Origin of the sequence: Pseudoalteromonas sp. JB197 (assembly GCF_002332205.1) — a bacterium.
Lineage (GTDB): Bacteria > Pseudomonadota > Gammaproteobacteria > Enterobacterales > Alteromonadaceae > Pseudoalteromonas > Pseudoalteromonas nigrifaciens.
In genome coordinates this window covers 2,110,955-2,126,179 of record NZ_NRGZ01000001.1, presented here as the reverse complement: position 1 = coordinate 2,126,179, position 15,225 = coordinate 2,110,955, and the positions used below count along the sequence as shown (strand labels likewise).

The window sequence follows — 15,225 nt, the reverse complement described above, 5'->3', positions numbered from 1 at the left end:
GTTAAGGAAACAACAATGAAATTTACTAAAACTCTAATCGCAGCGTCGCTGGTACTTGTTTCAGCAGATAGTTTTGCTGCAGCATTTCAGTTATCTGAGCAAAATGCCTCAGGACTCGGTCGTGCCTATGCAGGTGAAGCTTCAATCGCAGACGATGCGTCTGTAGTAGCTCGTAACCCAGCATTAATGACGTTGTTTAACGAGAAGCAACTTAGTGTTGCAGCTATGGCTGTCATTCCTGATGTGAGCCTTAAAGGCACAGGTAATGCTTACGGTTTGGATAACAGCGTACTAGATGATGACAGCATTGCACCAAGCGCGATTATTCCAGCAGGTTATTTCACTATGCCAGTAAACGATAAAGTATCGGTTGGTTTTGGTGCATTTTCTAACTTTGGCCTTGCCACTGAGTTTAACGATGATTACGCAGCTGGCCAAATTGCTGGTGAAACTGAAATTGTTACTGTAAACATGAACGCAAGTGTTGCTTATAAAGTATCTGAGCAGTTCAGTTTTGGTATTGGTTTAAATGCAATTTATGCAGAAGCGAAGATTATTCGTAAGTTTGGCGTAGTACCTCCTGTAGACCCTGCTATTGCATCTATTCCTGCAAGTGCTGATGCTGTTCACCTTGAAGGTGATGACATGGGTTACGGCTTAAACGTTGGTTTAATGTACCAATTAGATGAAAATAGCCGCTTTGGTTTTAATTACCGTACAGAAACAGATATTACTTTTGAAGGTGAGTACTCGAATGAACTACCTTCATTTATTCGTGGTGGGTTAAACGGTCAAGTTGAATTACCTGGCTCAGTTGAGATTACATTACCTGCAATTGCTGAATTTTCTGGTTCTCACCAGCTAGATGAAAAACTAGGCTTACACTACAGTGTACTATGGACCGGTTGGAGCAGCTTTGACTCATTAGAAGCGCAAGTTACTGCGCCTACAGGCGATAAGTTCAGTGCCTTCGAAAAAACAGAAGATTTCTCTGATGCAATGCGCTACTCAATTGGTACTGATTACCAGTACAGCGAAAACTTAATGCTTCGCGCTGGTTTTGCGTTTGATGAATCACCAGTATCACAACAGCATTTATCAGTTTCTATCCCTGATACAGACCGTTTCTGGTTCTCGTTCGGTGGTAACTACGCGATTGATCAAAACTCAAATGTTGATTTGGGTGTGAGTGTATTACGTGGTAAAACGCAAAAGTTCACTGAAAAAGTAGAAAGCGAAACGCTACCTCAGCAATGGTCTTTTGAATCAAAAGGTCATGCCGTACTTATTGGTGCTCAGTATAACTACACGTTCTAATTCTGCCTAGAGCCTAGACATAAAAAAGCCGCTTACTTCAAATGAAGTAAGCGGCTTTTTATACTTATAAATTAACTGTTTACGAATAGCATAAGCCATCCGTAACGGTTTAATTATAAGCTTTCTATTTTAACTTTTTGCTCTAGTAGCTTAGTTTTAGCATCGGTAAATTCAGCTAGCTTAGCATTTTCTTTAGCGAGTACCGCTTCAGGTGCATTGTTTACAAACTTTTCGTTAGCGAGTTTATTTTGCACTTGTGCTAGGCCTTTTTCGGCTTTTTCGAGTTGTTTATTAATACGTGAAAGCTCGGCTTCTACGTCAATTAAACCCGCCATTGGGATCATAATTTCAAGATTACCAACATAAGACGCTGCACACGCAGGCGCATCATCTTTATTTTCGAGCATGGTGAACTCTTCAATTTTTGCAAGTGATGCTAAAAATGAGTTGTTCTCCTCAATGCGGCGCACGTCGTCGCTCGAAGCATTTGCAAGTAATACGCTAAGCGGCTTGCTTGGGCTAATGTCCATTTCACCACGGATATTACGAATTGCTAAAATGAATTGCTTCACCCACTCTAAATCGTCCATTGCTTGTGTATCAACATTGGCTTGATTATAAACAGGGAAGCCCTGAACCATAATACTGGTACCCGCTGTTTCAAGGCCAGCAAGTGGAGCAACACGTTGCCAAATCGTTTCAGTGATGTAAGGCATCATTGGGTGCATTAAGCGTAATAAGCTTTCAAGTACGGTAATAAGGGTATGACGTGTACCGCGCTGCTGTGCTTCATTGCCTTTAAATAATACCGGCTTAGTCAGCTCTAAGTACCAATCACAGAACTGGTTCCAGGTGAATTCGTACAGCGTGTTCGCCGCTAAATCAAAACGGTAGTTATCAAGATGCTCGGTGTAGGTTTTAACCGTTGCTTCATATTGGCCTAATATCCAACGATCGGCTAACGACAACTCTTTTTGTGCATCGGTTGCAAAACCACAGTCTTGCTCTTCTGTGTTCATTAATACGTAACGACTCGCGTTCCATAGTTTGTTACAGAAGTTACGGTAGCCTTCAAGGCGGTTCATGTCCCAGTTAATATCGCGACCGGTAGAGGCCATTGCTGCAAGCGTAAAGCGAAGGGCATCGGTGCCGTGTGCTTCAATGCCGCCAGCGAATACTTTGCGGGTATCTTTTTCGATTTTAGCCGCTAATTTTGGCTGCATCATGTTACCAGTACGCTTTTGTACTAACTCTTCAAGTTCAATGCCGTCAATCATGTCCAGTGGGTCAAGTACGTTACCTTTTGACTTAGACATTTTATCACCGTTGTCGTCACGTATTAAACCAGTTACATACACGGTTTTAAACGGCACTTGTGGTTTACCATTTTCGTCTTTTATAAAGTGCAGCGTCATCATGATCATACGCGCAACCCAGAAGAAAATAATATCAAAACCAGTTACCAGCACGTCAGACGGGTGGAAGGTTTTTAAATCATCAGTGTTTGCAGGCCAACCTTGAGTTGAGAACGTCCAAAGCGCTGATGAGAACCAGGTATCAAGTACGTCTTCGTCTTGGCTTAGTGTTACGCTGTCTGCAATGTTATTTTCGCGGCGTACTTCAGCTTCATCGCGACCAACAAATACGTTGCCTTCGCTGTCGTACCAAGCTGGAATGCGGTGGCCCCACCAAAGCTGGCGTGAAATACACCAATCTTGTACGTCGTTCATCCACGAAAAGTACATGTTTTCGTATTGTTTAGGTACAAATTGAATGTCGCCGTTTTTAACCGCTTCTTTAGCCGGCTCTGCAAGAGGTGCAACACGTACATACCATTGGTCGGTAAGCAGTGGCTCAATTACCACACCCGAGCGGTCGCCGTAAGGAACGGTTAAACCATGATCTTCAATTTTTTCAAGTAAGCCGAGTTCTTCAAATTCAGCTACAATCGCTTTACGCGCAGCAAAACGGTCAAGCCCGTGTAGGCGCTCAGGAATTGGTGCATCAAACTCAAGTTCTTTGCCATCAAAGCTGTAGGTTTCGCCTTGAGTAAGAATAGCGGCGTCTTTATCGAAAATGTTGATCATCGGCATTTTGTGACGCTTGCCTACTTCGTTATCGTTAAAGTCGTGCGCTGGGGTTATTTTTACACAGCCCGTGCCTTTATCTTTATCGGCATGTTCATCGGCTACAATTTTAATCCGGCGATTAACAATGGGTAATAAAATCTCTTTACCAATTAAATCTATGTAGCGTTCGTCATCAGGGTTTACTGCAACGCCCGAGTCGCCCAACATAGTTTCTGGGCGGGTTGTTGCTACTACTATGTAGTCTTTACCATCTTGAGTTTTAACACCGTCGGCTAGTGGGTAACGTAAGTTCCACATGTGGCCTTGCTTGTCTTTGTTTTCAACTTCAAGATCAGAAATAGCTGTGTGTAATTTAGGATCCCAGTTTACTAGGCGTTTGCCACGGTAAATTAGGTTTTCTTTGTGAAGGCGTACAAACACTTCTTTAACGGCTTCAGATAGGCCATCGTCCATGGTAAAGCGTTCACGATCCCAATCAACCGATGCGCCAAGACGACGAAGTTGTTTAGTGATTGTGCCGCCAGATTCTTTTTTCCATTCCCAGATTTTATTAATAAAATCTTCGCGACCTAAATCGTGGCGTGTTTTGCCTTCCTCAGCATGCAGCTTACGCTCAACCAACATTTGCGTTGCAATACCTGCGTGGTCAGTACCTACTTGCCATAATGTGTTGTTACCTTGCATACGTTTAAAGCGCGTTAAGGTATCCATTATGGTGTCTTGGAAAGCGTGGCCCATGTGTAAGCTACCAGTGACATTTGGCGGCGGGATCATAATTGAATACGGGACGCCTTGGCCAGATGGTTTAAAGTAGCCTTTTTCTTCCCAGCCTTGGTATAGAGACTGTTCAATATCTTGCGGATTGTAGGTTTTATCCATTACACAGAACCTTAAATAAGTACTTAAATTAGTTGGTTAGCTATTTTACTAAAAGTGTTTTTAGTTATTAATATCTTGCGTGGTGATGTTGGCACCGAGTTGGCGTAGCTTTTTAAAACGCTCGCGAGCTGCTTGTTTAGCAACGGCTTCTACGGGTACAAAATCAAAAACTTGGTTAAAGCGGCGAATAAAATCCGGTAAGTTATTAGCCAAGTTAATTAAAACTTTACGATTGCCAACAGGGGGCGTAGTACCAATTTCTACCGGTGCGCCGCCTTTTGGGCCTTCACCTTGTAGGTTATGAGGTACAAAACTGTCGGGATCAAATGCCCAAAGTGTTTCATCAATGGCAAAGGCGGTATTTTCGTTATCTACACAAATAAATACACGTTGGCCAAGCCGATACTGATCTGCGGCAATTTGAGCCGCCAAAGCAAAATGATCATCAGGCTTAGCCAGCGACTCATCTTGTTGCTTTAGAACGAAAAATTGGGCGTTCATGTTCATTGTATCGGGGTTTCCCATGACATTGAATGTGTAGCTAGTTAATACACATAAATTAAGAGGCTGATTTTGCCATATAACGGGTTTTGCTTCAATTAATACCCAAATAAATAAGGCGCCAAACGGCGCCTTAATAAGTAGCTAAGCGGTATGCTTAATCTTGAGCGGCTTCATTTACGCCGGCTCTGTTTAATAAATATTGAGTAAGCATAGGAACAGGACGGCCTGTTGCGCCTTTTTTAGCGCCACTGCGCCATGCCGTGCCTGCAATATCTAAATGTGCCCAGTTGTACTTTTTAGTAAACTTAGATAAAAAACACGCTGCGGTAATAGTACCAGCTGCACGGCCCCCTAAGTTAGTAAAGTCGGCAAATGGGCTCTCTAGTTGATCTTGATAGTCGTCCCATAGCGGTAGTTGCCATGCACGGTCGCCACTTTGCTCCGATGCTTTTAACAACTCATGCGCAAGCGGATTATGGTTAGAGAGTAAACCGGTTGCATGTGCGCCTAGTGCTACAATACAAGCACCTGTTAATGTGGCTACATCAATAACGGTTTCTGGCTCAAAACGCTCTACATAGGTTAGTGCATCACATAATACTAAGCGCCCTTCGGCATCAGTATTTAATACTTCAACGGTTTGTCCCGACATAGTGGTTAAAATGTCACCTGGGCGATATGCATTTGGCCCCGGCATATTTTCGCAGCCGGCTAAAATACCAATCACGTTAATAGGTAACTGCATTTGTGCCAGTGCACGCATTGCACCAATAACACCTGCAGCACCGCCCATGTCGTATTTCATTTCGTCCATGCCTTCGCCAGGTTTTAATGAAATACCGCCCGAATCGAAGGTTAAGCCTTTACCAACTAATACGATAGGAGCTTGCTCATCTGCGCCGCCTTTGTAGTTAATTACCGACATAACCGATTCGTTCACACTACCGCGACCAACAGCTAAGTAAGAGTTCATACCTAGCTCAGCCATTTGCTCTTCGCCGATTAGATCAACAGTAATGTTGTCAAAATTAGTTGCTAGCTGTTGTGCTTGCTCGCCTAAATACGCAGGGTTACAAATATTAGGTGGCATATTTGCTACGTCTTTACATAGCTTACTACCGGCAGCAATAGCTAAACCATGCTCAATAGCGCTTTCGCCTATAGTTAGCTCGCGACGCGTTGGAACATTAAACACCATTTTACGCAGTGGACGACGTGGGTCTACTGTTTTACTTTTTAGTTGATTAAAGGTGTATAAACAATCTTGGGTGGTTTCTACTGCTTGGCGCACTTTCCAGTAGGTATCGCGACCTTTAACGTGTTGCTCTGTTAAAAAGCATACCGCTTCCATAGAGCCGGTGTCGTTTAAGGTATTAATTGTTTTAGAAATAATTTGTTTATATTGCTTATCGTCAAGCTCGCGCTCTTTACCACACCCTACAAGCAATATGCGCTCGCTTAAGATGTTTGGTACATGATGCAATAATAAAACTTGGCCCGGCTTTCCTTCTAGGTCACCTCGGCGAAGTAAATTTGAGATATAACCATCACTGATTTTATCGAGTTGTTCACCAATGGGGGATAACCGACGAGGCTCGTATACACCAACTACAATACATGCGCTACGTTGTTTTTCTGGGCTACCACTTTTTACGTTAAATTCCATTGTCACTCCTGATTTTGAGTCATCTTTAGAAGCTAAGCAGAAACTAAAAATATTTTTAGTCTTATATACCTAAATTATTTAGGTGTAGCTCTAATCTTAGCTGATTTTGCCCGACTCTTACTGTGTAATTGAACTTTATCTGCTTAAGGGTCACTAATGCAACATTATATCGTGTTGTTAGGTAGGATAATTAATTTTCATGGCTTATAATATTAGATCTATGCTCGGCAAGGCTGAGTAAAATCATGACTAACTATAAACGTTCACTATTGCAGTGACACACCATGTTTAACAGGGGCGACTATTGCTTATTTTTCGTTATTTGACTGCTGAGGTTTTAAAATCGCAGGTCGCCGTATTTTTAACTTTGATGACCATTTTTTTGTCGCAAAAGTTAGTTAGTATTTTAGGCGATGCCTCTGAGGGCAGTATTCCTGCTAAATTGGTGCTATCGATGATTGCACTTAAATTGCCGCAGTTAGCCTCGTTAATTTTACCGTTGAGTATATTTTTAGGCATAATTTTGGCCTACAGCCGTATCTACGCCGATAGCGAAATGACCGTGCTTAAAGCCTGTGGTGTAAGTGAATGGTATGTGGTTAGAGTGACGCTTATATCAAGTGTGGGGTTGGCTATTTTAGCCGCTGCGCTCACTATGCATGTTGCCCCTTGGGCAAGCGAGCAAGAGTACCAATTAAAAGAGCAAGCTAAAGCCGATGCGGGATTATCTGCATTAAGGGCAGGTCGCTTTCAGCAAACCGGTAACGAAAAAGCCGTGGTGTTTATTCATAACATTGAAAACGGTGGAAAAGAGCTTAATAAAGTATTTGTAGCGCAACTCCCCGATAGCGAAAAAGACAACCTTGCACGCCTAGTTTATGCAGAGCAAGGAGTTGTAATTGAAGCGCAAAATGGCGAGCAACAACTCGTTCTTAGCGACGGAAAACGCTATGAAACTGATGGCTTAACGCCTGCGCTCAATTTAACCGAGTTTGACGGTTATAGTGTACAAATACGAGAGCAAGAAATAGAGCACCAACGCCGTAAATTAGAAGCAATTCCTACTAATCAATTGTTGGCACTTAATACTCCAGAGGCAACCGCGCAGTGGCAATGGCGTATTGCTATACCGCTTTCTATTCCACTGCTGACACTATTAGCAGTACCGTTAAGTGTGGTTAACCCACGCCAAGGTAAATTTGCTAAGTTAGTGCCGGCAATTAGCTTGTACTTAGGTTATTTTATTTTACTAAACGCTGCTAAATTTGCTGTTGAAGATGGCAAAATACCTCCCTCTATTGGCCTTTGGTGGATTCACTTAAGTGCCTTATTTATTGGCGGACTATTAATAATTAAAGGGCGACCACTTGGCGCTTGGCTTAAAGCGGTAATTACTAAGCGGGAGTTAGGCGCATGATGAAAACCCTTGATTGGTATTTAGGTCGCAGCATTTTACAAACCACCGGCTTTGCATTATTGGTACTGGTAGGCATTAGCACCTTAATTAAATTTATCGACCAGTTAAAGTCAGTTGGCCGTGGTAGTTACGACTTAATGACCGCGATGCTCTACACGCTTTACACAATACCGGGCGATTTAGTGGTGTTTTTTCCGATGGCCGCGCTCATTGGTGGCTTAACGGGGTTAGGAGCGCTTGCCTCAAACAGCGAGCTGGTGGTAATGCACGCTGCAGGTATGTCGCGCTTACAAATTATAAGCTCGGTAATGAAAACCGCCGTATTTATGGCGCTATGTATGATGGCATTAGGCGAGTGGGGAGTACCCGAGGCGCAATTACAAGCTAAAGAAATGCGTAACCAGGCAATTCATGGTGGCGATGTTTTTAATGCGCAAAAAGGCGTATGGGCAAAAGACGGCAATAACTTTATAAATATAGAAGATGTAGATCAAAATGGTAAATTAAATGGTGTACATATGTACCACTTTGATCAGTCGCTATCGCTTACACAAATAACGAAGGCAAAAGATGCGCTAAGTCGCGAAAACGGCTGGTTACTGCGCGGCGTCAATAAAGTAAAAATAAGTGATGAGCTTATTACCACAGAGCAAGTGCCTGAGGAGTTTTACCCATCACAACTTACTGCTGAAAAGCTGGGTGTGGTATCGGTTAAACCTGAGTCGCTGTCGTTTACTGGGTTATGGTCTTACTTAGACTATTTAGAGCAAAACGATCAAGATACCAGCACCTATGAACTCGCGCTTTGGCGCAAACTTATGCAGCCAATATCTATCGCTGTAATGTTGCTAGTTGCACTGTCGTTTATATTTGGCCCGTTGCGTACCGTCACTATGGGGGCACGTATTATAATGGGCGTAGTTACGGGTATAGTGTTTCATCTAACTAACGAAATATTTGGTCCTGTGGTTATGGTGTATCAAATACCTGCGTTTGTTGGCGCTGTAGTGCCTAGCATTATATTCACCGGTTTTGCTGCTTACTTAATGAATAAACGCGCATAAAACTAGTTATAAAAAGGTAGTTACAAAAATACCTTGAAACAAAAAAGCGTGGCTACTTTATAAAAGTGCCACGCTTTTTTGTGCTTATAAATTACAGTGTATTACTTTTAATTAATCAAGCTCACGGTAAATACGCTTGTTTTCTTCTTTGGTGAGTGCAATAACTTCGGTTTTAGAAAGGTAATCTTGCAAAGCTTTTTTATTTTTAAAATCAACCAATACCACTAAATTACCTAAACCAAGTAATGCACTAACACTGCGAATTATTGCTTGCGGCCAGCTAATAAGTTGCCCATCTAGAGTTTGTACTTTTAAGCGCCATGCGCGCATGCCAATGGTTTGCCCGCTTTTAGTCCAAAAATAAGCAAAAAAGAATACGTTTACTCCAACAAACAACGCGCTTCTAATACCAGAGAGTAACGTAGAGTCTTGTATTAAAGCAGCAGGATCGTCAGTTTTAACTATCATATCTAAAGACGTTAGTAGCTGAATGACTGCAAAGTAGAGTATGGCAGTAAGCATAGATAAAGAAATTACGACCAAGGCATCATAAATTAACGACGCCAAACGACGCCAAAAGCCAGCTCGTGGAAATTCATTCAACATAAATATACTCTCACTATTAATATGCGCGCTAGTTTAGCAAATAGACTGGTAAATACTACCTCTTCAGTAAGGCATTAAAGCGCTGCGCAGAGTTAAATGTTAATGGTTGCTTAATTGTTAAGCGGTTGATTGTACTTATGTCATAAAACGCTTGCCGCTACCTTTATTGATTGTATAATGCTTAGCATAGAGACGAAGGCAGTTTTATAAACCTAAGCTCTAAAGTGGTTTTTCTTTATCTTCTGGTATTTAGAAGGTTAAAGAAAAATTATGCCAGCGTGATGAAATTGGTATACATGGGGGATTCAAAATCCCCTGCCGAAAGGCGTGCCGGTTCGAGTCCGGCCGCTGGTACCACTTTTTATAGCCCCGATCAAATTGGTCGGGGTTTTTTTATGCCTACAGAAAAGTGCAAACGGACACAACCCGCCGTACTCGAGCGGCACGCGGGAGTGCCGCTGTTATAAGTTAAGGTCCGGCCGCTCAAATTTAAAATAAAAAAAGGCAAGCTATAAGGCTTGCCAAAGAGTGTAACTAATTAATCTGGTTTTGTATTAAATGCTTAGCCCTTAAGCTATTAACTTTTCAGCTAGATTTAATTCCATGATAGCTTTTAATAAGCGGTATAAGTTAATTGATGCGTCAATTTCTTCTTTACGGTTAGTTAAGCTTTCTATATTTAAGCCCAGCGGCACATTTAGGTGCGCACAGCTTTTAAGTATTAAGTCGAGATTTTCGCGGCAAATACGTACCGATTCGCTTAATGTATTCTCTGCATCAAGCATGCGCCATTTTGTAGCTTCTGGCACTGAGATCCCCAACCATTGCATAAACTCTAAGGTTTTTTCGCCGCCGCACGGAGTAAAAGTTAAAATAAGTCGCTTAGGCTCAAGCCCTTGTGCTTTACAACTACGTGCATAGCTAGTAATTAACTCTATTGTTGCTTGTGCGTCGTAAACCGCTTGCGAAATAAAGAACTTACAGCCTTGAGCGGTTTTTTCTATTAGTCGCTCGTGTTCATTACGTTTATTAGAATGACGCTCTGCAATAGTAACGCCGCCTAAAAAGAAGTCATCAGATTGCTCTGCCAGCGTTTTATACGCATCTGGTAGGCTTAGTTTTATATCGCCTATCGATGATGGGCTACCTACTAAAACAATATTTTTTAAATCGTAGTCGTTTTTAGTTTCACTTAGCCAATCTTTAAACTCGTTCGCACTGCGTTGCGCCACACTTTTATAGGTAATTACATCAAGGTGCGATAAGCCACGTAATAGGTTGCTGTATTCACGTGGATCGACAGTTTGCCTAAATGGAAACGGACGCGCTTGATTAGTACGGCTGCTTTCGTCTTGAATGTCGTAAATTATTACGCCGTCGTATTCAATTTCGTGTAGGCGACCCAATAGCTTTTCTGCAATGGTTTTTAGTTGCGCTTTATCGGTACCAATTTTTGGCGGCGTAGTACCAATAAGGTATACGCCTTGATTGCTATCTTCTATTTTCTCTTGAAGTGATAAAGCCATAATCCTCATTCCAGCTTAGTTTGTTACGATGGAATTAATATAGCAGCCATTTAGATGGCTAGATAGCTTTATTTAATGAAAGTTTTTCAATCGTAGTGAGGTTTATTCATACAAGCTCGTTACCAATTAGTAAATTTGATACAGTTGTTTACATAATAACAACGCTTTAGGCTCTTATTATTGGCGGCTTTGCGGCATAATCAGATGGTACTTTTTATTAAACTAGCTCAACGTTTAGCGATTAAAATTGATTGCTATAAAAGGAAAAACAATGAAATTTAAATTTTTAGCAACCAGTTTAGCGGTATCGCTGGCACTGTCGGGTTGCGCTATTGAACAAAATCAAACGAGCCAAGCAGTAACACAACAACAAACAAACACTACGGGCGAGGGCGTTTTTTCACAAGACTACTTACTAGAAGAGCTTGAAAATGGCTTGCGCGTTATGGTGGTTAAAACCGATTACCCTGATGTAGTCTCGTTGCAAATTCCTGTATCGGTAGGATCACGTAATGAAACGCAAGCGGGTAAAACGGGCTTTGCGCATTTTTTTGAACACATGATGTTTAAAGGCTCTGAAAAATTTCCTGAGGCTGTGTATTCAAGTATTTTAAAAAATTCTGGCGTTGATAACCGCGCTTACACCACCAACGATTACACTAACTATCATTTAAACTTTTCAAAGCAGCATCTTGATAAAGTACTTGAACTTGAAGCTGATATTTTTCAAAACTTAACCTATACCGAAGAGCAATTTAGAACCGAAGCGCAAACGGTAAAAGGCGAGTACTTAAAAAATAATGCCAGCCCAGTGCGTAAATTACTTAGCGCAGTACGCGAAGAGGCCTTTGAGCAACACACTTATAAACACACCACTATGGGCTTTTTTAAAGACATAGAAGCCATGCCTGATCAAATGGCTTATGGTAAAGAATTTTTTGCCAAATTTTATAAGCCCGAATATGTATCACTTGTAATTGTGGGTGATGTAGACCCAAAAGCCACTATGGCTATGGTTAAAAAACACTGGGGTGCGTGGAAAAAGGGTGACTATGTTGCCGACATTAAAGCAGAGCCAACACAGCAAGCGCCAAAGTATAGTCATCAACAAAACCCAGGCTTACCAGGGCATTGGTTATTAGTATCGTATAAAGGCACTGCGTGGGAGCCGGCTAAAAAAGACAGAGCTGCGCTTGATTTACTCTCGCAGCTTTATTTTTCAAACAACTCAGATTTATACCAAGAGCTAGTGGTAGATAAACAAATTGCCAGCCAAATGTTTAGCTATAACCCAGAAACCAAAGATCCGGGTTTACTGCATGTATTTGTAAAAGTAGAAAAAGCAGACGATTTAGCCAAAGTACGCGATGCAATCAATCGTACCTACGCTCAAGCGCGAACTGAGTTAGTAGATAGCCAAAAACTCAGCGACTTAAAATCTAACCTTAAATACAGCTTTATAAATGGTTTAGATTCGTCGCAAGCAATTGCTGCAACCCTTGCAAGCTATATGCATTTTGAGCGTGACCCTAGGGTAATAAACCAGCTATATAAAACCTCAGATGAAATAACAGCTGAAGATATTAAAGCAATTGCTAACAAGTATTTTGTTGATAATGCACGCACTACCGTGACTATGTCGGCACTTGATAAAGCGCCAAATTTTGAGCAAGAGGTTGATTTAAACGCACTGGTTGCAAAACTGGAGCAAGCACCTCAGGCTGCTGCATTTAAAGTGCTAGATAAAACTAACAGCTCGCCATTAATCGACGTTAACTTTTTATTCAATACCGGGGCTGCTGCTGACCCGCAAGGTAAAAAAGGCCTTGGCGCATTAACTGCAGCTATGCTGGCGCAAGGTGGCTCACAATCAACAAGCTATAAAGATATTAAACAAGCACTTTATCCGCTGGCAGGTAGCTTTGGTTATCAAATAGATAAAGAAATGCTGTCGTTTCAAGGGCGTATTCATAAAGATAACGCTGCTAAGTGGTATGCATTAGTGAGCGATCAGTTACTTAATCCCGGTTTTAGAGAAGATGACTTTAAGCGCCTTAAAAAAGAGCTAATTGACGGTATTAAATCGGGCTTAAAAGCATCTAACGATGAAGAACTAGGTAAAGAAGTACTCTACAGCGCGCTTTACAAAGGCCATCCTTATGAAAGCTACAACTATGGTGATATTTCAGATTTAGAAGCACTTACGCTTGATGATGTTAAAACGTTTTATAACACAGAGCTTACGCAATCTAAGCTAACACTTGGCTTAATTGGTGCAGTACCGGAAAAGCTAAAAGCCACTATGTTAGCTGATTTAGCAGGCCTGCCTAAAGGCGAGCAAAGCCGTTTAAGTATTCCTGATGCGCCTGAGCTTAAAGGCCATCATGCTACTATTGTTGAAAAGAGTGCGCAGTCGACAGCGGTATCGTTTGGTTTTCCAATTGATACAATAAGAAGTAGTGAGGACTGGACTGCACTGTGGTTAGTGCGTTCTTACTTTGGTGAGCACCGTAGTTCTAACAGCTTTTTATATGAGCGTATTCGTGAAACCCGTGGCATGAACTACGGCGATTACGCGTACATTGAATACTTTCCGCGTGGTATGTTTCAAACTAAGCCTGATGCAAACCTAGGGCGCTCTGAGCAAATATTTCAAGTGTGGTTACGCCCACTTCGCTCTAATAACGATGCGCATTTTGCGACTCGTACCGCCTTGTTTGAGCTTGATAAGCTAATTAAAAATGGCATGAGTGAAGACGACTTTGAAGCCACACGTAACTTTTTAATTAACTTTGTGCCGCAAATGGTGGCAAGTCAAAACCGCCAATTAGGTTATGCACTTGATAGCGAGTTTTACAACACCGACAGCTTTGTAAGTTACGTAACTAACAAACTTAAAACGCTAACAGTAAAGGATGTAAACCGCGTTATTAAAGATAATCTACAAACCGATAATATCCATTATGTATTTATTACCGGTGACGGCGCTGATATGCAAAAGCGTTTAGCGCCTGAGCAAACATCGCCAATGGTTTATAATACCGATAAACCAGCAGAGCTTGTTGCAGAAGATAAAGTGATTGCCGATTACAAATTAGCTATTCCGGCAAAAAATATTGCAGTAATAGCAGTAGATAAAGTATTTAAGTAAGTTTAAACTTAAAAAAACTAAATGCTCCAACTGTTTTAAATAGTTGGGGCATTTTTGTTTTATAAAAATAGTTATATCTAATAACCACAACAAATAACTAAGGGATTAACACCTTAGTGACTAAATCCGTTAAACTTAGCAAAAGGCTCTTTTTGATCAACAAAGGCAGTAATATGCGACATGAAATTTGGCAACAGCTTCGCAGCGAAGCAAATGAAGTAGTAAAACGCGAACCTCTTTTAGCGAGCCATGTTTATTCGTGTATTTTGAACCATGAATGTTTAGGGGCGGCGCTGAGTTTTATTGTTGCTAATAAATTGGCAGATGCGGTGGTGTCGGCATTTACTATTCGTGAGCTATTTGATCAGTCGTTTGTAAGGTGTGAGCGTATGCTAACGCACGTTGCTCACGATATTAAAGCGGTAAAAGATCGTGACCCTGCAGCCGAAACTTACCTTACGGTAATATTAAATTTAAAAGGTTTCCATGCTATTCAGGCGCATCGTTTAGCTAATTGTTTGTGGACGCAAAACCGTAAAGAGTTGGCGCGCTTTATTCAAAGCCGTAGCTCAGAAGTATTTGGCGTTGATATTCATCCTGCTTGTAAAGTGGGTAAAGGAATAATGTTTGACCATGCAACCGGTATTGTTATTGGTGAAACGGCGGTAATTGAAGATAACGTATCAATACTGCAATCGGTTACTTTAGGTGGCACGGGCAATGAGCAAGGCGATCGTCACCCTAAAATTAGAGCCGGGGTACTTATTGGTGCTGGGGCTAAAATATTAGGCAATATTGAAGTGGGTGCGGGCGCGCGTATTGGCGCAGGCTCTGTTGTGCTAAGTAATGTACCGCCACACACTACAGCGGTAGGTGTACCGGCAAAAATTATTGGTCGCCCAGATTGCGAATGCCCTGCAAAAAGTATGAACCAAAACTTTTTAGCTAAACCTGAGCCTGAAAATGAATCGCATACTAGCTCTATGCTATAAAGTAATGAGCAAT

10 protein-coding genes and 1 tRNA gene are annotated in these 15,225 nt (G+C 41.7%); 6 read left to right on the top strand and 5 right to left on the bottom strand.

Going from position 1 to position 15,225, the window contains the following annotated elements:
* Positions 1–15 precede the first annotated feature (15 nt).
* Positions 16–1,317, top strand: coding sequence for an outer membrane protein transport protein (locus tag CIK86_RS10025; protein WP_086997814.1), 1,302 nt, complete (start codon positions 16–18; stop codon positions 1,315–1,317).
* Positions 1,318–1,430: 113 nt separating this feature from the next.
* Here the strand turns inward: CIK86_RS10025 and CIK86_RS10020 are convergent, their stop codons facing one another.
* The 3 genes from CIK86_RS10020 to pepA form a co-directional block, all read right to left on the bottom strand.
* On the bottom strand, positions 1,431–4,286 hold the full coding sequence (locus tag CIK86_RS10020) for a valine--tRNA ligase (protein ID WP_086997817.1): 2,856 nt from the start codon (positions 4,284–4,286) through the stop codon (positions 1,431–1,433).
* 60 nt (positions 4,287–4,346) lie between these two features.
* Complete coding sequence (locus tag CIK86_RS10015; protein WP_058374054.1) at positions 4,347–4,793, bottom strand: DNA polymerase III subunit chi; 447 nt, start codon at positions 4,791–4,793, stop codon at positions 4,347–4,349.
* Positions 4,794–4,944: 151 nt separating this feature from the next.
* Positions 4,945–6,456, bottom strand: coding sequence for a leucyl aminopeptidase (gene pepA, locus CIK86_RS10010; RefSeq protein ID WP_086997821.1), 1,512 nt, complete (start codon positions 6,454–6,456; stop codon positions 4,945–4,947).
* Between the two features lie 304 nt (positions 6,457–6,760).
* On the opposite strand from pepA, the gene lptF reads away from it, so the two are divergent.
* Both lptF and lptG read left to right on the top strand, forming a co-directional pair.
* Positions 6,761–7,873, top strand: a complete 1,113-nt coding sequence (gene lptF / locus CIK86_RS10005; RefSeq protein WP_011329072.1) for an LPS export ABC transporter permease LptF — start codon at positions 6,761–6,763, stop codon at positions 7,871–7,873.
* Positions 7,870–8,937, top strand: a complete 1,068-nt coding sequence (lptG, locus tag CIK86_RS10000; protein WP_086997825.1) for an LPS export ABC transporter permease LptG — start codon at positions 7,870–7,872, stop codon at positions 8,935–8,937. Before lptF ends, lptG begins: the two co-directional genes overlap by 4 nt.
* Before the next feature lie 111 nt (positions 8,938–9,048).
* Here lptG and CIK86_RS09995 read toward each other — a convergent pair whose 3' ends face one another.
* Positions 9,049–9,543, bottom strand: coding sequence for an RDD family protein (locus CIK86_RS09995; RefSeq protein ID WP_011329070.1), 495 nt, complete (start codon positions 9,541–9,543; stop codon positions 9,049–9,051).
* A gap of 272 nt (positions 9,544–9,815) precedes the next feature.
* On the opposite strand from CIK86_RS09995, the gene CIK86_RS09990 reads away from it, so the two are divergent.
* A tRNA-Leu gene (locus tag CIK86_RS09990) sits at positions 9,816–9,900 on the top strand.
* Between the two features lie 212 nt (positions 9,901–10,112).
* Here the strand turns inward: CIK86_RS09990 and CIK86_RS09985 are convergent.
* Complete coding sequence (locus CIK86_RS09985) at positions 10,113–11,069, bottom strand: hypothetical protein (protein WP_086997828.1); 957 nt, start codon at positions 11,067–11,069, stop codon at positions 10,113–10,115.
* Between the two features lie 271 nt (positions 11,070–11,340).
* On the opposite strand from CIK86_RS09985, the gene CIK86_RS09980 reads away from it, so the two are divergent.
* Together CIK86_RS09980 and cysE are read left to right on the top strand one after the other, a co-directional pair.
* Complete coding sequence (locus CIK86_RS09980; RefSeq protein WP_086997831.1) at positions 11,341–14,220, top strand: M16 family metallopeptidase; 2,880 nt, start codon at positions 11,341–11,343, stop codon at positions 14,218–14,220.
* Between the two features lie 173 nt (positions 14,221–14,393).
* Positions 14,394–15,212, top strand: coding sequence for a serine O-acetyltransferase (gene cysE, locus CIK86_RS09975; protein ID WP_011327343.1), 819 nt, complete (start codon positions 14,394–14,396; stop codon positions 15,210–15,212).
* Positions 15,213–15,225: the final 13 nt, after the last annotated feature.